Genomic DNA, 26,269 nt, shown 5'->3' with positions numbered 1-26,269 from the left:
TCACCTCAGTAACAAGTGTTACCGGGTGCAACTCTTTTATACACGCGCGACTCTAATTATTTTCACGGAGGTTTCAAAGAGTGCTATATATGTGTGTGGGGGGAGTGATTAGTGCGTGCGCCGCTTCGGGGCCAGAAAACCTTTCGACCGCTGGTTACTACCGGATTTCTTCTATCACCTTCTTCAAAGGTGAAATCCGGTAGTAAAGGCGGACGCTTTGCTTCTACAGGTCTTTTCTGCCCCCTGCGCTCTGCATACGCTAGCACTCTCCGCATATATAGCCAAGTCTTAAAACCTCCGGAAAGGGCGGTTGGTAGACTGGTCTGGATTGGCTGTAGAGGCCAATCCTTCTATGAAGTGCATTTATCGGCTAAAGGCGAAATGATATAGGATGTGACTGGATAATATAGTTTAAAGCGCCTAGGTTCTCCTACTTCGATGCAAGCATCTTGGATGCCTGTCCGAATGAGATGCCAGTATAGTAGTGCTTGAGAATCTGGGTAGCCGTGTGTCCCTCCTGCGCCATGCCGTTTGCTCCCCATTGGCTCATGCCAACACCATGCCCGTATCCATACGTTGTAATCTGGACCTCATCACCTGTGGTCTTCCAACTGAACTGGCTAGATCTTAATCCAAGTAGCTTGCGCACCTCTGGACCACTGAAGGTTTCACCTGCAATCTGCATTTCCTTAATCCGATGTCCTTTGGTTGTAGACAATACCTCCATCCACGACCCACTCTTCTGGGTGGTAACCGGAATGGCATCCAGGTTCAGCTTCTGCAAAATCTCGTTACGTTTCATGGTAACGGTCTGTTTGTAGCCTGGGGCAAGGGTTTTGTCCCATGGACTGTCCACACTTTGCAGATACGGTACAGCGTTACCCCACACATCCTCCGCATTCTCGGTATACCCATTACTTGTGGAAAAAAAGGATGCGGTGATCGCCTTGCCCTGATATGTCATCACCGTATCTCGACTTTCGCGCACAGCCTGTTGCAGCTTCTCCCATTCCTTCGCCTTCCCTAGGCGAGTCCAATCTGCTTTTACCTGATCTGGCGGAATAAACACCTGATGGCTGACCGTATCCGTCACATCCCCCGCACCTGATGGAACACCGCTTGTATCACTAGCAGCAAGCCTTCGCACGATAAACGTGCGAGCCGCTATCGCCTGCGCCTTTAACGCCTCCAGCCTGAATTCCGCCGGCATCTCAGCAGCCACAACCCCCGTAACATAGTCTTCCAGCGGCAGATTCATTGTTGTGCCCGTTGCAGACAGGTATACGCGTACCTGGGGTTCTGGATAGGTAACAGGAACTGCTGGCACAGGAGCTGGAGTTTTTGTACTGCTGGCATCTGTTGGAGCAGGGATCGGCTTGGGTGATTCGGTTGTCCGTGGCCATACCAGAATGACCGGAATCAGCAAAGCCATTGCCAATAAGGCAGATACAGCGGCAGCAGGTTGCCATCGTGTAGCGTTGCGTCCCCATCGGGGTTTTCGCCCGAATGTCCGCATTCGGCTACGCTTCACACGGCGGAATTGATCCAGCTCAATTACAGGTATATGAATATGCTCGGTTGCCTGCTGGTTCAGCTCATCTGTCGACACCCGTCCTGGGTTTGATAATCTTGCAGGCTGTGATGGAACAGTCCTCAGATTTAATGGGGCAGGCTTGTCTATTTCCACTCCAGAAACGATATTCTCCTCCGGCTCTTGCATACCTGGACGAGGGATAAGGGGTACCTTTACCTGTACACGAGCTTCTTTCATTCGACTATAACCCTCCGTTGTCTATGGCCGGTCATGTGCCGGTCGTGTTGTTCAAATCCATAGTTTAGGTTATGACCTAGCTCGATCTGATAGAACCTGATTTAAGAGAAACGAGGCCCTTTTCCTTCCATTCACTCACCTGCTTTATTTTGCCGTGTATCTCTTACAAATGCTGATCTGTCGCCATAAATGGGTGTTTATCCGTAAACCAAATTCTTAAAAAAGACGCTCTTTCATTTTGTTCAGACTTGGTACAGAATACGATGTTATGTTATATAAATTAGGACCAGCTATTAATAGAATCAGGTATCAAATTCCTCATCATCTTGTTAAAAGTAAACACAAAAAAAGCCAAGCCAGATGGCTTAGCTTTATCATTTTTTTTACAATATACGTTCCATCGCATTCATAAACCACACAAGCGTGTCGTTCATCATAGAGGGACCATATTTTCACTATACAACCCAGTGTTAAGCCAAAGTTGGTTGCACCTTAAACATCGGTACTTCTTTCTCCACTTTTTCACTAGGAGCTTTGGTTGCTTCCAGCTTAGGCTCATCAACCGAGATCCGATAGATGTCAGCGCCAAGTCCGTTAAGCTTCTCAGCCAGATGTACATAACCACGGTCGATGTGATGAACACCGCCCACTTCCGTTGTACCTTCAGCAACAAGACCTGCAATAATGAGTGCGGCACCCGCACGCAAATCGGTAGCCGTTACTTTGGCACCCTTCAGTTTGGCATTACCTGTGATGATGGACGAACGTCCTTCAACTTTGATCTCCGCATTCATCAATTGGAACTCATCCACATGCATGAATCGGTTTTCAAAAACAGTCTCTGTCACAACACTTGTTCCTTCAGATGCGAGCAAGAGTGCCATCATCTGGGACTGCATATCTGTTGGGAATCCTGGGTATGGTAATGTTTTCACATCCACAGCCTTAAGAGGGCGATCTGCGATTACACGCACGCCATTCTCATCCGGTTGGATGGTTACACCCATCTCTTCAAGCTTCGCGATAACGGAGCCTAGGTGATCAGAGATCGCACCTTCAATGTACACGTCACCACCAGAAATTGCAGCAGCAGCCATATACGTACCCGCTTCTACCCGATCCGGAATGACTGTGTGTGTAACGCCTGTGAGTTTCTCCACACCTTCAATGCGGATGACTCCAGTACCAGCACCACGTACGATGGCACCCATCCCGTTCAGGAAATTGGCAAGATCCACAATCTCAGGTTCTTTGGCAGCATTCTCCAGAACAGTTACGCCTTCGGCCAATGTTGCAGCCATCATAATATTTTGAGTGGCACCTACGGAAGCCACATCCAGATAAATTTTCGCGCCACGTAACCGTCCTTGGCTACGAGCTTCGATATAACCTTGGCCCAAGCTGATCTCTGCGCCCATGGCTTCAAAACCTTTCAAATGCTGATCAATAGGCCGTGTACCGATGGCACATCCACCAGGAAGTGAGATTCTTGTATGACCCATTCGAGTCAACAGAGGCCCCATGACCAGGAAAGACGCCCGCATTTTACTTACCCATTCGTACGGGGCTTCACAGGAAGTAAGCTTCTCCGCATTTACGGTAATCACTTCGTCCCGGTATGTAACTCCCGCTCCCAGCGATTCCAACACCTTGTTAATCGTCATCACATCGTCTAGAGGAGGCGCGTCAATAATAACGCTTTGTCCTTCTTCCCCTAAGAGAGAGGCAGCGATGATCGGAAGAACAGAATTTTTAGCGCCGCTAACTTTGACACTTCCGGTCAACCTTTTGCCACCGCGGACGATAAATTTGCTCATCATGGTTCCCTCCGCGCTTTTATTCCCTTTTCTTCATTCCGGAATACGTAAGCCCCACTGTGTGTAGAAAGGACTGTTGCTGTGTGTGGAATTTCGACATATTCTGGCATATTGCCACAGATGTCTGTTCAGAAAAGAATTGGTTTTTATAATCCATATCAATGATACCATGTGCCGTGCTTCTTGCTATTCAGCATGTAAAATTAGTGTCTTACAAGCCAGCAGAGCATCAGAACAGACAGAGTGGGATGGTTATTAGCCGGCATGAACCGGATATCCCGTTTATAACTACAAAATAAGTGAACAATTGTGAATTCCCTAACTTCCATCATAACATTGTTGAATTGTACGATACAAGCATTTTTACATAAAACATCTCAAATTCATCCAATTTTACGTCACATTTTTTTCTTAATTTCTTTACCGACAACTCATACTCTAATTGTTAACACAATTAATCGATGTTATTCGACAATGAGCTCCTTCAAGGGCCTAACAGATGATTAACCAACCATCTCAACATTAAAACAAATTACGCAACATTTGAGTCCATGACAAGTAGTCAATGACAAAGCCAGCAACGGCATGCCCCAGAATGATGGCGAGCAACAAATGTAACAGTCTTCCCTGAGCACCTCGTGGTTGTCTGATGATTAAATCCAGTTTGAGATTCTGCAAAGCCCACCAAGACAACGCAATACATAAAAGGGAGACGATGATTGAGACCAAGCCATTGGTGCTTAACGCCTGGTTCACCTGATTCGTCAGATCAGTATCCATATATTCTTTACCTCCACATTTGTTGCAGCGATCAGCATATCATATGCCCGGCACCCATAACTTGTTAGTAAACTGGAATGTCTTGAGCACAACATACTGAGCGCACTGTCAGATTTACTCCTGCCAGGCAGGAATCTCCTGATACCCAAAGAACGAGCAGCAACAATCCGGCTGTGCAAGACTATGGAATCTACTACGCAGCTTCCTGCTTCTGCTGACTCTATGGAATATAGGCTCTTTCATCATACATTGTCAATTACATTGATTTCCACTTCTCAAATATTTTAATTTTAAATTGCCGGGATTTTGTGACTAAAACGACATAAAAGAGCGCTATTTCGATATCGATTCTGTCATTTCCTCGGAAATAATTTTAATTTTCTCATGAAAAAAATGGTTCTCTTTGTGGTAAATACGCCCACTACTTTAGTCCTATATTCTATGCAATTCCTCATCATCGGTGAATATTTTGCTTAAAATACTTCTGTTTACTGAAGGGATATGATGAGATTTTGCAGTCGCCATTTTGATATATTCGATAAAACAATTCTATCAGACAAACTCAAAAAAGCCCGGCAGACTAAGCCGCCGGGCTTCCAAGAATCGTTTATTTGCCAAAAACGTTAATCCGGTTAACCGCTTTTTGCAGCGCAATCTCTGCACGACGGTGATCAAAGTGGTCCTGATTGCTTTGGCTTGCAAGCCGACGCTCTGCCCGCTCTTTCGCCGCACGCGCACGGTCCACATCAATGTTTTCCGGGAATTCAGCACTCTCTGCGAGTACAACAACCTTATCTTTACGTACTTCGATAAACCCGCCACCGATAGCAACTTGTTTATTTTCTTTTCCGTTACGAATATAGATTGGTGCAATCTGCAAAGGTGTAACCATAGGAATATGACCAGGCAGAATGCCCAGTTCCCCTTCAATACCACGAGCCGTGATGCTATCCACTTGTTCTGAATACACCAGACGCTCAGGTGTTACAATCTCCAACAAAAAGGTGCTCAATTCCATCCCTCCTGAAACTATCCGAAGGATAGCCCACATAAGGACAATCCTGGATTCAGACTAAACCAGTGTTTTGGCTTTCTCCACTGCCTCTTCAATTGTACCAACAAAGAGGAAAGCTGCTTCCGGAAGATCATCATACTTACCTTCGAGAATCTCTTTAAAGCTGCGCACCGTTTCTTTAACCGGAACGTATTTACCCGGAATACCGTTAAATGCTTCAGCAACGTGGAAAGGCTGGGACAAGAAACGTTGGATTTTACGAGCACGGTATACAAGCGCTCTGTCTTCCTCACTCAACTCGTCCATACCCAAGATCGCAATGATATCTTGCAATTCATTGTAACGCGCCAAGATACGTTTAACGCCTTGAGCTACGCTGTAGTGTTCTTCACCTACAACTTCAGGGGACAAGATCCGGGAGCTGGAAGCCAGTGGATCTACCGCAGGGTAGATACCCATCTCGGAAATTTTACGCTCCAGGTTCGTCGTTGCATCCAAGTGAGCAAACGTCGTTGCAGGAGCCGGGTCAGTGTAGTCATCCGCAGGCACGTAGATGGCCTGGATGGATGTTACAGAACCTTTTTTCGTTGATGTGATACGTTCTTGCAGTTGACCCATTTCTGTTGCCAGCGTAGGTTGGTAACCTACCGCGGAAGGCATACGTCCAAGCAAGGCAGATACTTCTGAACCCGCTTGGGTGAAACGGAAGATATTATCGATAAAGAGCAACACGTCACGGCCTTCTTCATCACGGAAGTATTCCGCCATAGTCAGACCTGTGAGGGCTACACGAAGACGTGCGCCTGGAGGCTCGTTCATTTGTCCGAAGACCATTGCTGTTTTGTTGATAACGCCGGAATCACTCATCTCGTGATACAAGTCATTACCTTCACGTGTACGCTCACCAACACCCGCGAATACGGAGATACCACCGTGTTCTTGTGCGATGTTGTTGATCAATTCCTGAATGGTTACCGTCTTACCTACACCGGCACCGCCGAAGAGACCGATCTTACCACCTTTAGCGTAAGGAGCAAGCAAGTCGATAACTTTGATTCCTGTCTCCAGCATCTCTGCTTGGGTAGTCAGTTCATCAAATGCAGGTGCTGAACGGTGAATCGGGTTCTTGTGCTCAGCAGCTACGGCACCGCCAGTATCAATTGCTTCGCCGAGTACGTTAAATACACGACCCAGTGTTGCTTCACCGACAGGTACAGAGATTGGTGCTCCTGTATCTAAAGCTTCCATACCACGAACAAGTCCATCCGTGGAGGACATCGCAATACAACGTACTCGGTTGTCACCCAGATGTTTCGAAGCTTCGAGTGTAAGGTTTACACTAACGCCGCTCTCACTTACTGTAGTGATCGTAATGGCATTGAGGATTTCCGGCAGACCGCCGCGATCAAACTCGACGTCAACAACCGGACCCATGATGCTCACAACGCGTCCTTTGTTCATCTTAACGTTCCCCTCCTACAAGCCTGCTACTTTTGCAAAAATAATGTACCGTTCGTTTATCTTTGCTCTGCAAGCCTTCATTAATAAAAAAACGGTTAGCCTTGTGCTGCGTTGGCACCTGCCACAATTTCCGTAATCTCCTGCGTAATCGCCGCTTGGCGGGCACGGTTGTATGTCAATGACAAGTCATTAATGAGTTTAGATGCATTTTTGGTTGCATTACCCATTGCCGTCATTTTCGCACCCAGCTCACTCGCCTTACCGTTCAGAAGTGCACCATAGATCAGCGTTTCCGCATAACGCGGAAGCAAAACTTCAAGTACAGCTTCAGCAGACGGCTCGTATTCGTAGCTTGCCGTTGGTCCTTCCGCAGCAGTTACCTCAGGTGTTTCCATTGGAAGAAGTTTTTCTACCGTAGGAATCTGGGTCAACGCATTCACAAAGCGGTTATAACAAATGTACAATTCATCAAATTCAGCCAGTTCAAACCCATGAACAGCTTCGTGTGCGATGGATTTGATATCTGCAAATGAAGGCGAATCCGACAGATCCGTTGTTGTGGATGCCATCGCCATTTCACGACGTCTGAAGTAGTCGCGTCCCTTACGTCCAATGACGAACAATTCGTAGTCATCCTGGGAGTTGTGGCGCTCTTTGAGCGTCTGATTAACCTGACGCAAAACGTTCGCATTGTATCCACCCGCAAGACCACGGTCCGATGTAATGATCAGATAAGCTGTTTTTTTGACCGGACGGCTCTCCAGCATCGGATGCTGTATGCCTTGCGTGCTAGATGCAATACTCGCTACAACTTCTTTCAGTTTCTCCGAATAAGGACGGGCTGCTTCCGCTTTTTCCTGCGCTTTACGCAGTTTTGCAGCAGCTACCATCTCCATTGCTTTGGTGATCTGCTTGGTGCTTTGTACGCTTTTAATTTGCCGCTTAATTTCGCGCATGCCTTTTGCCATGATTTCACCACCTTAAAGTTTTGACAGAGTCAAAACTACATCGTAAGCACAACCCTGTTTTGACAGAGTCAACGTATTACATGCAGACATGCGGAATCGGTTAGACAACTCCGCACCTGCAATCATTTATTTAGACAGAGACAGCAAAGCTCTTTCTGAACTTCTCGATTGCACCTTTCAGTGCATTTTCGTTGTCTGCAGTCAATTCTTTAGTATCACGGATGGATGCAAGAATCTCCGGATGGCTGCTCTCCATGAACGCAAGGAACTCACGCTCGAAACGAGTAACATCACCTGTTGGAATCTCATCCAGGAATCCTTTAACCGCAGTGTACAAGCTGACAACCTGTTGTTCTACAGGCAGAGGCTGGTTAACACCTTGCTTCAGGATTTCCATCATACGCGCACCACGATTCAGGCGAGCCTGAGTCGCTTTATCCAGATCGGAACCGAACTGGGAGAACGCTTGAAGCTCACGATATTGAGCGAGGTCGAGACGCAGGGAACCTGCAACCTTTTTCATCGCTTTGATCTGAGCAGAACCACCGACACGGGATACGGAAATACCTACGTTGATCGCCGGGCGTTGTCCAGCATTGAACAAGTCAGCTTCCAGGAAGATTTGTCCGTCCGTGATGGAGATTACGTTCGTTGGGATGTATGCAGATACGTCGGAAGCTTGTGTTTCAATGAACGGCAGTGCGGTTAAAGAACCACCACCAAGTTCATCATTCAGCTTCGCAGCACGCTCCAGCAAACGGGAGTGCAGATAGAAGACGTCACCCGGATAAGCCTCACGGCCCGGTGGACGACGAAGCAACAAGGAAAGCTCACGGTATGCAGAGGCTTGTTTGGTCAAGTCATCATAGATGACCAGAACGTGCTCGCCTTTGTACATGAAGTACTCACCCATCGAACAACCGGAATACGGTGCGATGTACAACAGTGGTGATGGATCGGAAGCTGCTGCAGTTACAACAATCGTGTACTCCATTGCGCCTTTACGACGAAGGGTTTCCACAACTTGAGCAACCGTAGACTGTTTCTGACCAATAGCCACATAGATACACTTCATGCCGCTACCTTTTTGGTTCAGGATCGCATCAATTGCGATGGATGTTTTACCTGTTTGACGGTCACCGATGATCAACTCACGTTGTCCACGACCGATTGGAACCATGGCATCAATGGCTTTGATCCCTGTTTGCATCGGCTCATGAACCGATTTACGATCCATTACGCCTGGTGCTTTACCTTCAACCGGACGGAATTCCGTTGTAGCGATCGGCCCTTTGCCATCCACTGGAATACCGAGCGGGTTCACAACGCGTCCAATCAATGCTTCGCCTACAGGCACTTGCATGATTTGGCCCGTACGTTTCACTTGGTCACCTTCACGAATATCGTAGTAAGGTCCCAGGATAACGACACCGACATTGCTTTCTTCCACGTTCATGGCGAGTCCCATAACACCGCTTGGGAATTCAACCAACTCGTTGGACATGACGTTCTCAAGTCCGTAAACACGAGCGATACCATCACCAACCTCGATTACCGTTCCGACTTCGACTACATCGATATCGGTCTTGTATTGTTCGATTTGGCTCTTAATTAATGTACTGATTTCTTCTGGTTTGATACTCAAGTGTCCTCACCCCAATCTACTGTACTCGTCTGTTAAAAGACTGCTCAAGACGTTCGAGCTTGCCAGCCAAGCTGCCGTCATAGATCGTATCGCCAATGGCGACTTTCAATCCGCCCAGCAGAGTCGGATCAACAATGTTCTCGATACGAATCTTTTTATTCACACGGCCACCGAATTCACGGGCTACCGCTTCTTTTTCTTCATCATTCAACGCATAAGTCGAGTAGACACGTGCATCAGCGATGCCCAGCGACTCACCTTGGATCTTCCGATAATCATTCAGTAAGTCTCCCAGCAATTCAACGCGTCCGCGTTCAATCAACAACAAGACTGTACGAAGGACTGAATCGGATACCTTGCCATCAAGACTTGAGTGAATCACGTTCTGCTTGGCTTCATCAGAGATATTAGGGGATACGATAAATTTCTCGATATCTGCATCTCCGGTCAATGCACTGACTACTGCAACCAGTTCCTGTTCAACCTCAAGCACCTGCTGTTGCTGAAGAGCAACTTCGAACAATGCTTTCGCATAACGCTTGGCAACAATCGTATCGCGGCTCATTGTCGGCCTCCTACCTCATTGAGGTATTGGTTCACAAGCTCTTCTTGTGCAGGACCGTTCTCAACTTCTTTTTTGATCAATTTGGATGCAATCTGAACGGAAGCTGTACCCAGTTCGCTGCGAAGTGCTGCGACTGCTTTGTTCTTCTCGCTCTCGATTTCGCGTACTGCATCGTCTTTCAGACGATTAGCTTCAGCTTTCGCATCAGCCAAAATCGATTCAGCTTGTTTGCCACCCGTTTGTTTGGACTGTTCAATGATGTCGTAAGCATCTTTACGTGCTTGCTCAAGAGCTTGTTTTTGTTCCTCCACATAGGCAATGGCCTGTTCCCGAGTCTGTGCAGCCTCATTCATCTGCGTCATCACGAGTTCACGACGTTTTTCCATAATGGAGAACAAAGGCCCGAAGGCATAACGGCTAAGCAGCCAGTATAAAATTGCAAATGCAACAATCGCAAGAAGCGTATTTTCCCATATGAAACTCAATCTGTTCACTCCTTCCTGGAGGTATCCTTGAAACGTCATCCGTTAGAACGGACATTACCTAAAAAGAAGGCGCGGATGGCTATGGCCTTCCCCGCCAAACCTTTAAAATTTAATTAAGCCATACCGTAGAACATGAACGCGAGTACCACACCGATGATCGGCAATACCTCGATCAAACCTACACCGATAAACATTGTTGTTTGAAGAGTGGATTTTGCTTCCGGTTGACGGGCAATACCTTCCACCGTTTTGCTGATTACCATACCGTTACCAATACCTGCGCCAAACGCGCCCAGTCCTGCAACAATTGCTGCTGCGATTAATGCCATTGCTCCCATTTGTATATCCTCCTTAAAATGATAAATCGAATTTTTTATTGTTCAGCCTGGTGAAGAATTCTTCGTAGGGCTTGAAACTTAATGCTCGTCGTGCGTCTCGATGCTCTGTGAAATGTACACCATCATCAAGATAACAAACACAAATGCCTGGATCGCGCCGATAAAGATACTAAAGCCTTGCCACACCATTAATAACGGAATTGCTGCGATAGCACCAAACACTTTGAATGTGGTCAGTTTCAGGATCGTTGCGATCAGTACCTCACCCGCGAAGATATTCGCGAATAGACGCATACCGTGTGTCAACAGCTTGGATGCCGTCTCAATCAAGTTGATTGGCAAGAACAAGGCGAATGGCTTAAGGTAATGCTGGAGATATCCTTTGGTGTTGCGGAACAATCCCAGTCCATGAGATACAAGGAACGCTACGAGAGCGAGTCCCATCGTTACAGACAAGTCGGCTGTCGGTGATTTCCACCAAGCCAGTTCAACGTGTGGGTGTGCTTCAGGGTCCTTGGCATGCGCTTCTTCAAACGCTTCCACCGCTGTAACAATCGGTTTACCGAACACTTGCGCATGTTCTGCGCTGTCCACTGCAGTTACCGCTTGGAACGGAAGTCCGAGCATGTTTCCTACAAAAATGAACATAATCATGGAAAGAGCGAGAGAGATAAAATGTTTACCTTTCTTCATATCCATTGTACTGGAAATCAGATTGCGGACGAATTCTACTGCCCACTCCATAAAATTTTGCAGCTTGCCGGGGTTTTCAACGGATAGTCTTCGTGTGGCCAGTACAGCAAAAATAAAAACAAGGGCACCTGTAACTACCAGCATCAACACAACCGATAGATCCAGTCGAAATCCGCCAAGCATAATAATTGGAGCTTCATGCATATTTTTCTCACCCCTTTCTCGACTTGAAAGCTGCAGCCCTTAACTTCATTCTGCTCTGCGGGAATGGACAATCCCTATAATCAGTAAGGAAAATTGTGCAATGACGAGACCGCCTGCAACCGCATATGTATTGAAGTACTGCGGAAAGCGCATCGATATGAATATACCGAGCACAGCGAGTGCCGCTCTTGTCAAAAATCCCAGGTTCACACGCTTCAAGTTACCTTCTGCCGCATCATCAGACATTTTCCTTACTTTGTAGCCCAAGTAAAATGCATTGATCCAGCTAATTCCTGTACCCAGGGCTAGTCCCAAAGCAATTGTCTCCACACGTGGCATAAAGGCCGCTGCGAGAAAACAAATCATAAGAAAGTACATGATGAAAACAGTCATCGATCTGCGGTATCTGGTTAGTTCACTCATCACTTTCCCCCATGAATTTTTTCGCGATAAAGTAGATGCTTACACCGCCTGCCGCAAGAAAAAAGAGAACGCTTACGGCGATCCATATTCCGTTACCTCCAATGGTCTTGTCCAACCAGGAGCCAGCGTAATATCCGGCAACAGCGAGAATGGCAATCTCGATCCCAAAAGCTGTCACGAGCCCCATCGCTTTCCATACATTATCGTCATGGTTACGGGATGAATTTGGTTTGTTCGAATCGGCCATTTTCCACGCCACCCTTGCAATCCCAGTTAATTTTACTGAATGATGAGAGCCTTTGTCAATTGAATGATTTTAGCGTTTTAAAGGGGAAAACGACGGGAATACAGACCCTCAAAGCCCATAAACCCGCGTAAACCGTACAGTTTAACTGTATGCTATGCCCTTTATAAATCCGTCAGAAAAATTGTATTATTTTTTGAATTTTCTGTGAAATGATTCCGGACGCTCACTATTTACACCAAAATGGTGCAGAATCGCATTGACAATTCTTTCCGAAGCATGTCCATCACCGTATGGATTAGCAGCCTGGCTCATGCTTGCATACAGGTTTTTGTCTGTAAGCAAAGCTTTGGTCCGTTCATATACACGTTCCTCTTCGGTACCTACCAGTTCCAGCGTTCCAGCTTCAATACCTTCCGGGCGCTCTGTCGTATCGCGCAATACAAGCACAGGCACACCAAACGAAGGTGCTTCTTCCTGCAAACCGCCTGAATCGGTCAAAATCAAGTGAGTATGCGGGTAAAAGTTATGCAAATCCACCACGTCTAGTGGATCAATTAATTGAATACGGGGATGATTCCCCAAAATCGCGTGAGCCGGCTCCTTCACAGCAGGACTTGGATGCACCGGGTACACGATGGCAATATCTTCAAATTCGTCGGCAATCCGTTTGACGGCCTGGAAAATGTTGCGGTGAGGCTCGCCTTGAGATTCACGGCGATGAGCTGTCATCAGCACAAGGCGTTTGCCTTGGGCCCAATCAAGTACCGGGTGTGTGTAGTCCTCCCGTACTGTATATTGAAACACATCTGTTACCGTGTTGCCTGTGACGTACGTACTAGACTCTGATTTATTTTCTTTGGCAAGATTGGAAGAAGACCAATCCGTAGGCGCAAAGTGTAGATCTGCCAGTACGCCCGTCAGCTGACGGTTCATCTCTTCCGGATATGGAGAAAGCTTGTTCCACGTCCGAAGTCCTGCTTCCACATGTCCTACCTGGATCTGCTGCAAGAATGCTGCATAGCTTGCTACAAAGGTAGTTAATGTATCCCCGTGAACCAGCACAATATCCGGCTTCGCTTCAGCCAATACCGGCTCCAGACCGCCTAATACACGAATCGTAATTTCATTCAATGTCTGACGGTCTTTCATCACATCCAGATCATAATCGGGATGAATGTCGAAAACTTCAAGAACCTGATCCAACATCTGACGATGCTGCGCAGTTACGCAAACAATAGATTCAATAGACTCGGGGTGTTTTTGCAATTCCAAAATAAGCGGAGCCATCTTGATGGCTTCCGGACGCACCCCGAAGATCGTCATGACTTTAATTTTCTTGGACATTCGAGCAAAGCCCCTTTTCTATAAGTTCCGATTACAAGCATGAGATATGCTTATTTAGTGCCGTATAGACGGTCTCCTGCATCGCCAAGTCCTGGAACGATATAACCATGATCATCCAGACGGTCGTCCAGTGCTGCGACATAGATATCCACATCAGGATGTGCATCCTGTACAGCTTTAACGCCTTCCGGTGCTGCTACCAGGTTCATCATCTTGATTTGGGTACAGCCACGTTTTTTGAGCACGTCAATAGCTGCAATCGCCGAACCGCCAGTTGCAAGCATCGGATCAATTACGATCAATTGACGCTCTGTCACGTCTGTAGGCAGTTTGGTGTAGTATTCTACCGGTTGCAGTGTTTCCGGATCACGGAACAGACCAACATGTCCAACTTTTGCGGCTGGCAACAATTTTACAACGCCATCCAGCATTCCGAGTCCTGCACGCAGAATCGGCACCAGTCCGAGCATGCGTCCAGAGATGACTTTACCTTGTGTTGCAGCTACAGGTGTCTGTACATCAATCGTTTCCAGTTCAACATCTCTTGTAATCTCATAAGCCATCAACGTTGCCACTTCATCCACCAATTCACGAAAATCTTTCGTATTCGTACGCATGTCGCGTATAAACGTCAGTTTGTGTTGAATCAAAGGGTGATCACATATTACTAATTTTCCCATCTAATTTGTCCCTCCGGTAAGTTCTTCATGTTCAGCATTTCCAAATATACCTAGCCACCATTCATGGGCTCGATAAATCCTGTATATTATATCATCACCAACAACGAATTACACCATCAAAGGGCACCCAATCATTACAGAATACCGAATCCTATAAAAAACAGGACCGGAAAATGATCCATCCGGTCCTGTTTTGCTCCTGCTGTTATGTCATTGAGTATGTTCAAAAACGTGTAAACACTAAAGATGCTCCGCAAACCGAATGACCTTCCGATCGCTGTTATCCCCGGATTTTTTTGAACCACCTTAATAAGGGGTAAAATCCAGGGATAAAGGCGAGCGCTACGCTTCTTCAGGTTCTTTCGGTTTGCTCCGTCTGCGTGTGTACATTAAGAACACTCAAAAGAAAGCAGCATGAGCAAAGTTTTTAGTATTTAAGGTCGGTATAGAGCGGGAATTGGTCTGTCAGTGCAGTCACTTCTGCACGCGCTTCATCCAGCTTCGCCGTATCTTTTGGATTTTTCAACGTTTTGGCAATGATCTTACCAATGGCAACCATCGCTTCTTCGTTCATGCCACGGGAAGTTGCAGCAGGTGTACCAATTCGAATACCACTCGTTACAAACGGGCTTGTAGGGTCGAATGGAATTGCATTTTTGTTCACGGTAATACCGATGGAATCAAGTACATGCTCAGCTTCTTTACCTGTGATGTTCACACTGCGTGTGTCGATCAGCATCAAGTGGTTATCTGTACCACCGGATACGATGTTCAAGCCTTCAGCGATCAGTGTTTCAGCCAGAACCTGTGCGTTTTTCACAACGTTCTGTGCATATGTTTTGAACTCTGGTTGCAAAGCTTCTCCGAATGCTACCGCTTTGGAAGCAATTACGTGCATCAAAGGACCACCTTGGGAACCCGGGAATACCGCTTTATCAATCGCTGCTGCCCATGCTTTACGGCACAGAATCATACCACCACGAGGTCCACGCAACGTTTTGTGTGTTGTTGTTGTTACGAAATGCGCATGTGGAACCGGGTTTGGATGCAAACCAGCAGCAACCAATCCTGCAATATGAGCCATATCCACCATGAACAAAGCACCTACATCATTGGCGATGGAAGCCAGCTTTTCAAAATCAATGGTACGCGGATATGCACTTGCACCTGCAACGATCAGACGAGGGCGGTGTTTGAAAGCCGCTTTGCGCACTTCATCATAATCAATCAGGAATGTATCTTCCTGCACGCCGTATGCCACAAAGTTGTACAGCAAACCGGAAGCGTTAACCGGGCTACCGTGCGTAAGGTGTCCACCATGGGCAAGGTTCATACCAAGTACAGTATCACCAGGTTTCAACGCTGCAAGATATACTGCCATGTTCGCTTGTGCGCCGGAGTGAGGTTGAACATTCACGTGTTCTGCTCCGAACAATTCTTTGGCACGATCACGCGCAATGTCTTCAACTACGTCCACATGCTCACAACCGCCATAGTAACGTTTACCTGGATAGCCTTCAGCGTACTTGTTGGTCAGTACAGATCCCAATGCTTCGATTACTGCTTCACTCACGATGTTCTCGGATGCAATCAGTTCGATGTTGTTCTGTTGACGCTTCAGTTCAAGATTCATCGCTTCCAGTACTGCCGGGTCATTCTTGCGCAATTGTTCCATGATTAAATTCCTCCCAGTTATAAGTGAAGTTATAAAGTGAAACTAATGTTTACACGAAAACGGCGAGTGCAACACCAATCTGAAGAAACGAAGTGGTCGCCTTTATCACCGGATTTCCCCTTTTAAATAGGGAATAAAAAATCTGGGGATAACAGCGATCGGAAGATGGTGATGCAATCAAAGTCAGGAGTGTAACCTAATTAGTCTCACTTTATATGTTAGTCACAAAATGTTGAATCTGGTTGTTCTTCCATACGATACACCGCGCGTTCGCCGCCAATTAACTTCGGACGAGTCAACGCTGTGGTCACACGCGCATCTCCAACATAGCGGAGCGCTGTACGAAAAGGTACGGCTACATGCCGGAGATGCATGCCAATCATCGTCTCCCCAATGTCCAGTCCCGCATGGGCCTGCACATGTTCAGCCAGGCATGGATCGGTCAGCGAACGATATGCTGCGGATGCCATTGAACCTCCGGCTTTGGGCACGGGTACTGCACCAACCTCAGTCAATCCAAGACGAGTCAGCACAGAACGTTCCATGACCAGCGCACGGTTCAGATGCTCACAACACTGGAATACGGTATCAAAACCGAATTCCTCCTGCACTTCGCGTATACCCGCAAGAAGCTGTTGCGCCACTTCAATAGCACCACTCGTACCAATCCGTGCCCCTGCAACTTCACTTGTGCTTGTACCGATCACAACGATCTGTCCAGGCCCAAGCTGTCCGGCAAGCGCCAGTTCATGCAGAATGGATGCGGTCTGTTCCTGCAATCCGGGTTGTTCTGAATCTAACTCTATAGTCATCCTATCATCGCCTCCCGATAAAATCATGCCCGCTGTCTCTTGGCTGTCCTTCGTATTCTTGCACGGCATCTCAGGATCTATTATAGCGAATAATCAGATGAAAGACGAAAAAAAGAGCAGTCTGCGGGTAACGCAGAATTGCTCTTTTGCCCAGGCGACCGGCCGTTTGTTCCGGTGCTCCATCGTGGTTATGCCCACTTCGTCGCCAGTTACACCGGATCCCTGTTTTCCCCTTCATCATAAAACAACCCGCGTTTAAAATCAACGGTTAATTTACATCACGTGTCCTGTTTCTCTAACCTGCCCCGCAGGATCAGAATTATCCCAGCTTATCCAAAAGCCGGTCCAATGCCGTCCGAATCTCGGCCGCAGCGATATTATAATCATCACGACTCCCACCAAATGGATCGGAGATGTCGAAACTAGGAATGCGTTGTCTGATCTCAATGGCTCGCTCACGCTCCGATGCCAGGATCTCTTGCCCAAGGGCACGTTTCATCTCCAGCGTTGCAAACAGGCTGTCCAATTCCTGAACATCTCTTAATACCTGCTCGTCGTCCTCCACATACTCTTTCAATGTATAGGTTTTGTGGACAGAGTCGGGAAATACCTGCATAACATGCTGCTTATGACTCCGTGTTAATGTAAGAACCAGGTCCGCCCAACCTACCAGGTTGGCGCTTAGTTGAGTGGAATGAGGTGGACCTTCAACGTTATGATCTCTCAGAACAGCTTCCGCATGACGGGAGATTGGCATACCCGACGTAGTTGCCACACCTGCGGAACGAACCTCTACCTGAATGCCGCGCTCCGATGCCAACTTTCGCAAAAGCCCCTCTGCCATGGGGCTGCGGCACGTATTGCCTGTACATACGAATAAAATATGTTTCATTGTGTTAGCCTCCCCATTTTACATATGATGCGAATGATAGGATATCTCAAGTTTTATTCTAAAATATAAACAAAAGTCCAAACGCAAGCAAGATTGCGCCACCAATGGCCTCACCATAATCCCCGAGATTCTGACTCACCCGACGGCCTAATAGCAGACCCATCACCGACATCACCCCGCCACAAAAGCCAAAAGCCAGTACGGTTAAGATCAGATCACTGCTAAACATCCCTAAGGAAACGCCAACGGAGAACGAATCCACACTTACGCTGAGGGAAAACAGTATAACGCCGAGCAGGGAACGGTGGTCCACCAGCTTGGTATCGCCTTCACGGAATGCATTCAGAATCATATGACCACCCAGCAGAACAAGTAATCCACCTGCTGCATACGTCGTAATGTCACCGAGCAGCGAGCTGACGTATTTGCCCATATACATACCGATGAGCGGCATGATGATATGAAATAGCGCCGTTACTGTACTGATTCGCAATACATCCCTTAGCCGAATGCCCTTCATGCCAATTCCGATCCCAAGTGAAAACGCATCGAGGCCAAGTGCAACTGCCATGATCAAAATGGTTACCAACTGCCCTACATGGGCAGACACATCCCACATCCCCATACCCCCAAGTCACGTAAAGGTTCTTGTACACGATATGCGGACAAGGACCTAAACATGACCGATGAAAGGTAAACGACGACGGATGTACTCCATCTCCATGATACATAAGGCTAGATTGTAGGCAGGTGGATGCGATGTTTTAATTGATTTGTTTTGGAAAAGAGTGCGTAGCTCTCCTGACTGTATGATCAGGAGAGCTTAGGAGGGCTGTGGGTCGCCAACTTGAATGAGTTGGTTACCCGCCGCCTTGAGCAGCCGATTCATGACGGCTGCTCCCAGCCCTTCGCGTGAGCAGGCTTCAGCCACAATATATGTGGCGCCTTGCTCATCGCAGCTGCGCAGCGCGGCGTATAGCCTGCGCGCTGCTTCCTCCAGCTCGCTGGCGTCACCCAGCGAGAACACGGCATCGGCGCGGTACTGCTCCGCGTGCTCGGCGAACGCCAGCACGGCGGTGCGCTCTCCGCGCTGCGCCGCCTCTGCGAGGGCGGCACTGGTCCAGGCCGCCACCGCTGCGGGCGGCCCCTCCACCACGCACAGCGCCCCTGCGGGTGCGTAGTGCGTGTACTTCATGCCCGGCGAGCGCGGCGCCGGGCTTCCCACGCCAACGGCCCCCTCCGCGAGTAGCGCGGGGTCCGTGGCGACACGGGCGGCAACGGCGGACAACTGTTCCGCCGTAATGCCGCCAGGGCGCAGGATGGTGACGGTACCGTCGTCACCGACCTGCACCACCGTGGACTCGACGCCCACCCCGGTGGGACCGCCGTCCACGATGCCGCCGATGCGGCCATCCAGATCCTCGCGCACATGAGACGCGAGTGTTGGGCTTGGCCGCCCGGAGCGGTTGGCGCTTGGCGCAGCCACAGGGCATGCCGCCGCCGCGATCAACTGCAAGGCCACCGGATGGTCCGGCATGCGCACGGCCACCGTATCCAGACCGGCGGTGACACGCGGGGACACCGCCCCCGGCCTAACCGGCAGCACCAGCGTCAGCGGTCCCGGCCAGAAGGCCGCCATCAGCGCTTCCGCTGTCTCATTCACTTCCGTGACCAGAGTGTCCAACTGGTCACGGTGCGCGATATGCACAATCAGTGGATTGTCGGAAGGTCGGCCTTTGGCGACAAATACAGCCTCAACGGCTGCCGTGCTACGCGCATCCGCACCCAGGCCGTAGACCGTTTCGGTCGGAAAGGCCACCGTCTGACCTTGATGAAGACAGGCTGCGGCAGCCTGCAAGTCGGCGAGCGCCCTTTGATGGGCGCTCCCCTTTTTCACATCCGCTAATTCAATATTACCCAATCCATGATCATTCTCATTGCTTAATAAAACGCGCACATCCCAATTGACTGTGACCATCTCTGCTGGAGTTCCCTTGTCATGAACCTCCATGTCATTTCCCATTTCGGAGGTGAATTGCACTTGCTCATTCTCTCTATTCATATATCCATCATTCCTAAACATCATAATAGGTTACTTGTGCACGTGAGAAATACACTTTAAACTCCATACACATCCTTGTTCACTTCGCTTCATACTCCATGTTCAATATAAGTAATTATAACATACCTGTCCCGCCTCGGATGCCCTTCACACTTCGCTCCACGCATGAGTCTCACTGTAGCTTCAACGCCAATTCATATCAAAAGGGCAGCTCCCTGAATTGAAGCCACCCTCTTTTATAGTATAAATTCGTTGTTATGCGAACAATCCAGTTACCCAACTCCATAGTTTCACAGCCATATCCCACAGAAAGAATCTCGCCTCCGGTGTCTCTCCCTGCACAGACGCCTCTGCATCTCCAGGTTCAGCCGCTGCGGCCGATACGTTTGAAGGTTTCGCCAGTGCATCCCCGGTCCCTGCATCAATGAAGCACAGCGGCGGGAACAACACACACCACCAGTTCTGACCTTTGCCTTCGCCTAATGTAATCCGAACCGCTTCATAATCACCAGCAGGATACACGGTGCCTCCATATAGCTTGGTTGGGAACGGAACTGAACCCAATTCCACCTGATACTCATACTTCAAACCGCGACTGGCCAACTCTTCTCCTACTCTATTTTCAATCTCGGACAAATGCTCACGAATGACATGGCGTGCTTCATCCAGACTTTGCGGATTCTCCAGTTCGGCTACCCACTCACCCATCTGAGCAACGACAGCATCCCGAATCTCGCGTTTCACCAATTGATCTCCCGGTGCATCCGAGTTTGCTAGAATACGCAAGCGAATCGATTGTTCAGGAATCGCTGTGGCCGCCACAGCTGCATCCGTTTTCTGACCTTCCCACATCATGATCATCATCATAAAACATACAATAATAAGTCCAATTTGCTTTACAATTCGTCTGTTCATTCCGTTCTCCCCCTCAGCTCTCTGATCACGCGACCTGCAACTCTCTCATGTCTATCAGTATGCCCGGGAGAGACGGAAGTAAACCTAGCATATACAATAAATCTACTAAATCGATTCTATGATATACATACACTCACCAGTCATGTTAAAAAGGCTGATCCGCACCTGGTTACAGGGCAAATCAACCTCGTTATCCTTATGAACAATGAACAATCACGTTAGTCGCTCCACCACTGTGCTTTTCATTAAACTATTTCAGCAGTTACACAGCACTTTTCTCTTTCTTGAGCATATTCCATAAACGTTCCGACAACCGCGGTTGCTGCTCCCCCATGAGAAGTTCATCCTCCTCTTCCTGTCCATATAACTTAATACTCATGACCACGCCAATACAAGCCATGTTAATGAGCAGGGAGGTGCCCCCGTAACTGATGAATGGCAACGTAATTCCTGTGAGCGGCATCAGGCCGAGGAACGCTCCCACATTCTCAAACACCTGATACAACAACATTCCGATAATACCTACAATGATGACGGGTCCCGCGCGATCTCTGCAACTCAGAGCAATCCACACCATACGTTGAATCAGAATAAAGTACAACAGAATCAGTACGGATGCACCGACAAAGCCAAACTCCTCTGCGATCACGACAAAAATGGAATCCGAATACGTATAAGGGACTCGACCGCTCTGAACGGATGTTCCTTGCAAATAACCTTTGCCGATAATGCCCCCTGAACCAATGGCTAAACCTGCATTTTTCGTATGCCAGGACGCTTTGGAGGTAGCCTTTTCCGGCACAAGCCATGGATCAATTCGCTCCGCCCAATGCTCCCTTTTTATCTTTTCAAGAAAAGTAAATACTTCATCATGGTAGAACGTATAGGCTTTAACAAAACCAAAGAAGGTCACTCCCACAATCGTCAGTACAATTAATACGTGCTTCAGTCTCATATTTCCGATCCAGAATACCGCAGCCAGAATCACCACATACCCCAATGCATTGCCTAGATCATTCTGAGCCATAACCAGAGCAAATGGAATAAACGCCCAGCAGCCAATCGGCACAATATCTCTCCAAAATTGCAGCGTGCCTCGTTGTCTCTTCACAATTAAATGAGCAAGGAACAGAATCAGAATCATCTTGAACAGCTCTGCCGGTTGAAAAGAAAATTCCCCAAGCTTCAGCCAACCGTTGGCATTATTGATCGAACTGCCCAGGACATTAGCGAGGATCAGCAGTATAATTCCAAACCCATACAAATAAAACGCATATTTCACGTATAACTTGTAATTCACAAGCCCGATGACAAGCACCGCAATGAATCCAGCCACATAGAAATAAATCGTTTTGACATGGTGACTCGCCAGATGAGCATCTGTTTGCGTTCCGCTGTAAATTGCAAATACACTAATAATCATGAGCAACAGCATGATGAAGAGAATCACACCATCCATCTTTTTCAACATTCTCAACATGACTCCGTCCATCCCCCTGAATCTAGCATTCTATGATTTCCAATTAAACTCAATATTTCCATTGTATATAATTGGATGATAAAATGGAAATCAGATTGCTTCAGGATGAATATCAAACAAATCAGAGGCCTATCTCCCACCGTAAAAATAAAAACCCGGAAACATTCATCCCTAAGTGAATAGGGCTGATCTGTTCCAGGGTTCTGTAGTTATATAAGTTAAACTAAGGATTATTTACACTGACACTACGATGACAGAATAAACTTCCAATCGCTGTTATCCCAGATTTTTTAATTCCGAGAACGTTATTGCTCCTGCTGGGATGGCTTGCGTCTTAGCAATTTCATCACCAGATCGGTAATACTCGGTTGTTCCGCAGAGCCGAGAATATCCTCGTTTTCTTCCGTGTGAACCTTGATACTCATCACAATCCCCATACTGATCATGTTGAGCATAATGGAGGTACCGCCCGAACTGATAAATGGCAGCGTAATCCCTGTCAGTGGCATCAGACCAATGAATGGACCAATATTAACAAAGATCTGGTAGAGCAGCATCGCTATAATACCTACAATAAGATAAGGTCCGGCGCGATCCTTACACTCCAGTGCAATCAGCACCAGCCTGTGAATCAGGATAAAGTATAGGAGAAGCAATACCGAGGCACCGATGAAGCCAAACTCCTCCCCGATCTGTACAAAGATCGAGTCTGCATAGGCCAGCGGCACCCGATTCGACTGAATCGTTGTGCCCTCCATATATCCTTTGCCCGTAATACCGCCAGAACCGATCGCAAGCTTCGCATTATACGTCTGCCAGAGTACATCCCTTGAGGTCAGCTCTGGTACAAGCCAGGGGTCAAAACGATCCGCCCAGTGCGAACGTCCAATGTCATTCAGAAATTTAACAATCTCATCATGATAATGAATATACGCCTGTGTACCGCCGATAAAAGTCGCCACAGCAATAATAAAACCAATGAGGGCATGCGTAAATTTAATGTTGCCGATCCACAATAGGCCCACAAGAATGACAACATAACTTAACGCATTTCCCAAGTCATTTTGAAGCAATACCAGTAGTAACGGCGGCAGAACACAGAGTGAGATCGGAATAACATCACGTCCGAAATAGAGCGGACGATTCTTCTTTCGGGCCAAAAAGGCTGATAAAAACACAATTAGACATAACTTGAACAACTCAGCAGGTTGCAAACTGACCCCGAAGATGGACAGCCAACCTTTTGCACCGTAATACTCTTTACCAAAAAACATTACGAAAATGAGCAGCAGCATACCCACGCCATAGATATATAAATAATTTTTGATTATAAATTTATAATTGATCATCGACATTCCAAAAAAGACGATGAATCCAAAAATATAAAAAATCACTGCACTTTTCGGGAGTCCCTCCAGCTTCGGACGACCAAACGTTGTACTGTAAATCGACAAAATACTGATAACCATCAGAATAACCAGTATAAACACGATAGAATAATCTATCTTTTTAAATTTGTGCAGCATGTAATTATGTTCCCCCAAGCATTCAGAAATCTTCGGTATATCTCATTGTAGAGGATTTCACGGCAAAAAGAAAACCCGCGGAACCTTACATTTTCGTCACCTGTTCCGAAGTACGAACACCCAGGACATGCCGCTCGATTCCGGCAAGGTCCGGTACAATGATAATTTCCGGCCAATGTCCCGCCGTTTCAAGTAGAGCCGCGATGTCGCGAGCCTGCCCCTGGCCCAGCTCAAAACCAATGATCTGCGGCGGTGCAGGCAGCAGCGCCAGCTGCTCCAGCATGATCCGGTACGGTGCAAGCCCGTCCGGACCGCCGTCCAGTGCCATGCGCGGCTCATGATCGCGCACCTCTTGCTGTAACCCGGCGATATCTGCCGCCGGGATGTATGGCGGGTTGGACACCAGGATGTCCACCTGTGCCCCGGCGAACGGTGCCAGCAGATCGCCTTCACGGAAGTCGATCTGTACCCCGTTCGCGGCCGCGTTCCGCGCGGCCACTTGCAGGGCAGCCGCCGAGAGATCCCCGGCGCCGACCTGCCAGCGCGGGCGCAGTGAAGCCATCGTCACCGCGATGGCACCACTGCCCGTGCCAATATCGACGGCGAGCGGAGCGCCGTCAGGAAACACGCGGTCGGCTTCGCGCAGCACAGCCTCGACCAACAGCTCGGTCTCCGGCCGCGGAATCAGCACGGCCGGCGTGACCTCGAACGGCAGCCCATAGAATTCCTGGCTGCCGATAATGTATTGCGCCGGCTCACCCGCAGCCTTGCGCGTGACGGCGTCCTCCCAGCGGCTGCGATGCTCGCTGGGAAAAGGCTCCGGCTGCATCATGTAGTAAGCGGCGCCATAGACGCCGAGTACATGTTCCAGCAGCAGCCGGGCATTGTTTTGCGGCTCGTACACGCCGCACTTCTCCAAAAAAGAGGAAGCCTCCACGAAGGCTTCCCGACAGCTCTGTTCCGGCGTCATGACAAACTGCGCTCGGGTCACAGATTATTCTCCTCTATCCATCATTTCAGTCTGCTGAGCAATGGTCAGTGCAGACAGAATATCTTCAATCTCTCCGTTCATCACTTGATCCAGCTTGTGCATCGTCAGGCCGATCCGGTGATCCGTCACACGGCTTTGCGGGAAGTTGTACGTACGAATCCGCTCACTGCGGTCACCCGTTCCCACTTTGCTTTTCCGCTCAACAGAGATCTTTGCTTCCTCTTCCATACGTTTCATATCGAAGATACGTGTACGCAGAACCTGCAACGCTTTTTCCTTGTTGGAGTTCTGTGATTTTCCATCTTGACATGTCGCCACAATTCCCGTTGGAACGTGCGTTACCCGTACTGCGGATTTCGTCGTATTAACCGATTGTCCACCAGCACCACTGGAACAGAATGTATCCACACGGATGTCTTTATCATGAATTTCGATATCAAAATCTTCGGCTTCTGGCATAACCGCAACCGTTGAAGTTGACGTATGAATACGTCCGCCAGACTCGGTTGTTGGAATACGCTGCACACGGTGTGCGCCGCTTTCGTATTTCATTTTGCTGTAAGCACCACGTCCGTTGATCAGGAAAACAACCTCTTTGAATCCACCGAGATCATTCGTGTTAACGTCCATCAGCTCTACACGCCAGCCTTGTGCATCTGCATAACGTGTGTACATCCGATACAGATCTGCTGCAAACAACGCTGCTTCATCTCCACCAGCTGCCCCGCGAATCTCAACAATAACGTTCTTGTCGTCATTCGGATCTTTTGGCAGCATGAGTACACGAATCAATTCGTCCAGTTCCTTCTGGCGAGTACTCAGTTCTTCAATTTCCATTTTGACCATTTCACGCATCTCATCATCCAGTTTCTCACCCTGCATTTCCTTTGCAGCTTCGAGATCCTGACTTACCTGTTTGTATTCCGTGTACGCTTCATAAGTCGGTTGCAGATCGGATTGTTCTTTCGAGTATTCCCGCAGCTTTTTGTTGTCACTTGCCACATCCGGGTCACACAAAAGCTCGCTCAACTTGTCATAACGGTCGGCTAACGCCTGTAATTTATCCAACATGTATAGTCACCTCACGCATTATTTTGTCCAAGCACATTACATTTTCAATAATGATTTCAATTCAACATTAATTACATTTATAATCTATATTCCACAACGCACAGGATTCTCAATGAATCCCCTGACCGCAGCATGTATTCACATTCATGTATGATCGACGTATAACATCGCTACAACGTCATCAAATCCTTTACTTTTAAAGTGATATCAAGAAATCGTGTACCCTGTATGAAACTCGCTTCGACTCATCGGTTACAGTGCGAATTTTAACGTGGTATACGACTCTTAATTATAGCATATTCTTATGGTTCTGAATAGTAACTGTTCCGCAAGCGGATGAACTATTTTTTGGTGCTGCAAGATACAAAATGAAATTGTTGTTCGATGTGGTTCCGAAATGATCCTACTG

The 26,269-nt window shown here is 47.9% G+C and carries 25 protein-coding genes and 1 riboswitch; all 25 genes read right to left on the bottom strand.

Annotated features, from left to right (window positions below):
- Window positions 1-430: 430 nt before the first annotated feature.
- Window positions 431-1,771: a stage II sporulation protein D gene (spoIID, locus tag ACX9NY_RS26585; protein WP_472476041.1), complete on the bottom strand. Its 1,341-nt coding sequence runs from the start codon at window positions 1,769-1,771 to the stop codon at window positions 431-433.
- Between the two features lie 470 nt (window positions 1,772-2,241).
- The gene (murA, locus tag ACX9NY_RS26580) at window positions 2,242-3,588 is read right to left on the bottom strand and encodes a UDP-N-acetylglucosamine 1-carboxyvinyltransferase (protein WP_082762960.1); all 1,347 of its coding nucleotides are present in this window, start codon (window positions 3,586-3,588) and stop codon (window positions 2,242-2,244) included.
- Between the two features lie 522 nt (window positions 3,589-4,110).
- A complete protein-coding gene (locus tag ACX9NY_RS26575) occupies window positions 4,111-4,368 on the bottom strand; it encodes a DUF1146 family protein (RefSeq protein WP_124116534.1) in 258 nt (85 codons plus the stop codon).
- Between the two features lie 607 nt (window positions 4,369-4,975).
- Window positions 4,976-5,380 carry a F0F1 ATP synthase subunit epsilon gene (locus ACX9NY_RS26570; protein ID WP_062836965.1) on the bottom strand — a complete coding sequence of 135 codons (405 nt, stop codon included), beginning with the start codon at window positions 5,378-5,380 and terminating at the stop codon, window positions 4,976-4,978.
- A gap of 60 nt (window positions 5,381-5,440) precedes the next feature.
- A complete protein-coding gene (gene atpD, locus ACX9NY_RS26565) occupies window positions 5,441-6,844 on the bottom strand; it encodes a F0F1 ATP synthase subunit beta (RefSeq protein ID WP_047840699.1) in 1,404 nt (467 codons plus the stop codon).
- Window positions 6,845-6,939: 95 nt separating this feature from the next.
- Entirely contained in the window at window positions 6,940-7,812 is an 873-nt protein-coding gene (gene atpG / locus ACX9NY_RS26560) for an ATP synthase F1 subunit gamma (protein ID WP_076209796.1), read from the bottom strand.
- Between the two features lie 130 nt (window positions 7,813-7,942).
- Window positions 7,943-9,457, bottom strand: a complete 1,515-nt coding sequence (gene atpA, locus ACX9NY_RS26555) for a F0F1 ATP synthase subunit alpha (RefSeq protein ID WP_047840700.1) — start codon at window positions 9,455-9,457, stop codon at window positions 7,943-7,945.
- Between the two features lie 16 nt (window positions 9,458-9,473).
- The gene (locus ACX9NY_RS26550; RefSeq protein ID WP_036612565.1) at window positions 9,474-10,022 is read right to left on the bottom strand and encodes a F0F1 ATP synthase subunit delta; all 549 of its coding nucleotides are present in this window, start codon (window positions 10,020-10,022) and stop codon (window positions 9,474-9,476) included.
- Window positions 10,019-10,507: a F0F1 ATP synthase subunit B gene (gene atpF, locus ACX9NY_RS26545; protein ID WP_339238194.1), complete on the bottom strand. Its 489-nt coding sequence runs from the start codon at window positions 10,505-10,507 to the stop codon at window positions 10,019-10,021. The genes ACX9NY_RS26550 and atpF overlap by 4 nt, the downstream gene beginning before the upstream one ends.
- A gap of 113 nt (window positions 10,508-10,620) precedes the next feature.
- Entirely contained in the window at window positions 10,621-10,845 is a 225-nt protein-coding gene (gene atpE / locus ACX9NY_RS26540; protein WP_017691934.1) for a F0F1 ATP synthase subunit C, read from the bottom strand.
- Window positions 10,846-10,923: 78 nt separating this feature from the next.
- Window positions 10,924-11,742 carry a F0F1 ATP synthase subunit A gene (gene atpB, locus ACX9NY_RS26535; RefSeq protein ID WP_339238196.1) on the bottom strand — a complete coding sequence of 273 codons (819 nt, stop codon included), beginning with the start codon at window positions 11,740-11,742 and terminating at the stop codon, window positions 10,924-10,926.
- Between the two features lie 45 nt (window positions 11,743-11,787).
- On the bottom strand, window positions 11,788-12,165 hold the full coding sequence (locus tag ACX9NY_RS26530) for an ATP synthase subunit I (protein ID WP_062836961.1): 378 nt from the start codon (window positions 12,163-12,165) through the stop codon (window positions 11,788-11,790).
- Window positions 12,158-12,412 carry an AtpZ/AtpI family protein gene (locus tag ACX9NY_RS26525; protein ID WP_024632723.1) on the bottom strand — a complete coding sequence of 85 codons (255 nt, stop codon included), beginning with the start codon at window positions 12,410-12,412 and terminating at the stop codon, window positions 12,158-12,160. The genes ACX9NY_RS26530 and ACX9NY_RS26525 overlap by 8 nt, the downstream gene beginning before the upstream one ends.
- Window positions 12,413-12,598: 186 nt before the next feature.
- Complete coding sequence (gene wecB / locus ACX9NY_RS26520; protein WP_339257685.1) at window positions 12,599-13,756, bottom strand: non-hydrolyzing UDP-N-acetylglucosamine 2-epimerase; 1,158 nt, start codon at window positions 13,754-13,756, stop codon at window positions 12,599-12,601.
- 50 nt (window positions 13,757-13,806) lie between these two features.
- Window positions 13,807-14,436, bottom strand: a complete 630-nt coding sequence (gene upp, locus ACX9NY_RS26515) for a uracil phosphoribosyltransferase (RefSeq protein WP_017691929.1) — start codon at window positions 14,434-14,436, stop codon at window positions 13,807-13,809.
- 427 nt (window positions 14,437-14,863) lie between these two features.
- Complete coding sequence (locus ACX9NY_RS26510) at window positions 14,864-16,111, bottom strand: serine hydroxymethyltransferase (RefSeq protein ID WP_253441329.1); 1,248 nt, start codon at window positions 16,109-16,111, stop codon at window positions 14,864-14,866.
- A gap of 218 nt (window positions 16,112-16,329) precedes the next feature.
- The gene (locus tag ACX9NY_RS26505; RefSeq protein ID WP_169479777.1) at window positions 16,330-16,923 is read right to left on the bottom strand and encodes a TIGR01440 family protein; all 594 of its coding nucleotides are present in this window, start codon (window positions 16,921-16,923) and stop codon (window positions 16,330-16,332) included.
- Between the two features lie 141 nt (window positions 16,924-17,064).
- Window positions 17,065-17,146, bottom strand: a riboswitch (ZMP/ZTP riboswitch).
- Between the two features lie 96 nt (window positions 17,147-17,242).
- Window positions 17,243-17,815, bottom strand: coding sequence for a low molecular weight protein arginine phosphatase (locus tag ACX9NY_RS26500; RefSeq protein WP_472476035.1), 573 nt, complete (start codon window positions 17,813-17,815; stop codon window positions 17,243-17,245).
- A gap of 58 nt (window positions 17,816-17,873) precedes the next feature.
- Window positions 17,874-18,434 (bottom strand): manganese efflux pump MntP, encoded by a 561-nt coding sequence (locus ACX9NY_RS26495; protein ID WP_339238203.1) that lies wholly within the window; start codon window positions 18,432-18,434, stop codon window positions 17,874-17,876.
- Between the two features lie 204 nt (window positions 18,435-18,638).
- Complete coding sequence (locus tag ACX9NY_RS26490; protein WP_472479418.1) at window positions 18,639-19,793, bottom strand: L-threonylcarbamoyladenylate synthase; 1,155 nt, start codon at window positions 19,791-19,793, stop codon at window positions 18,639-18,641.
- A gap of 339 nt (window positions 19,794-20,132) precedes the next feature.
- The gene (gene spoIIR, locus ACX9NY_RS26485) at window positions 20,133-20,792 is read right to left on the bottom strand and encodes a stage II sporulation protein R (protein ID WP_472476032.1); all 660 of its coding nucleotides are present in this window, start codon (window positions 20,790-20,792) and stop codon (window positions 20,133-20,135) included.
- 262 nt (window positions 20,793-21,054) lie between these two features.
- A complete protein-coding gene (locus ACX9NY_RS26480; RefSeq protein WP_339257694.1) occupies window positions 21,055-22,272 on the bottom strand; it encodes an FtsW/RodA/SpoVE family cell cycle protein in 1,218 nt (405 codons plus the stop codon).
- A 305-nt stretch (window positions 22,273-22,577) separates the two neighbouring features.
- Complete coding sequence (locus tag ACX9NY_RS26475) at window positions 22,578-23,798, bottom strand: FtsW/RodA/SpoVE family cell cycle protein (protein ID WP_472476029.1); 1,221 nt, start codon at window positions 23,796-23,798, stop codon at window positions 22,578-22,580.
- Between the two features lie 85 nt (window positions 23,799-23,883).
- On the bottom strand, window positions 23,884-24,768 hold the full coding sequence (gene prmC, locus ACX9NY_RS26470; RefSeq protein WP_472479416.1) for a peptide chain release factor N(5)-glutamine methyltransferase: 885 nt from the start codon (window positions 24,766-24,768) through the stop codon (window positions 23,884-23,886).
- A 24-nt stretch (window positions 24,769-24,792) separates the two neighbouring features.
- The gene (gene prfA / locus ACX9NY_RS26465) at window positions 24,793-25,860 is read right to left on the bottom strand and encodes a peptide chain release factor 1 (RefSeq protein ID WP_339238213.1); all 1,068 of its coding nucleotides are present in this window, start codon (window positions 25,858-25,860) and stop codon (window positions 24,793-24,795) included.
- Window positions 25,861-26,269 lie beyond the last annotated feature (409 nt).

Source organism: Paenibacillus sp. CB74 (genome assembly GCF_055687625.1).
This window is presented reverse-complemented; position numbering and strand designations above follow the sequence as displayed.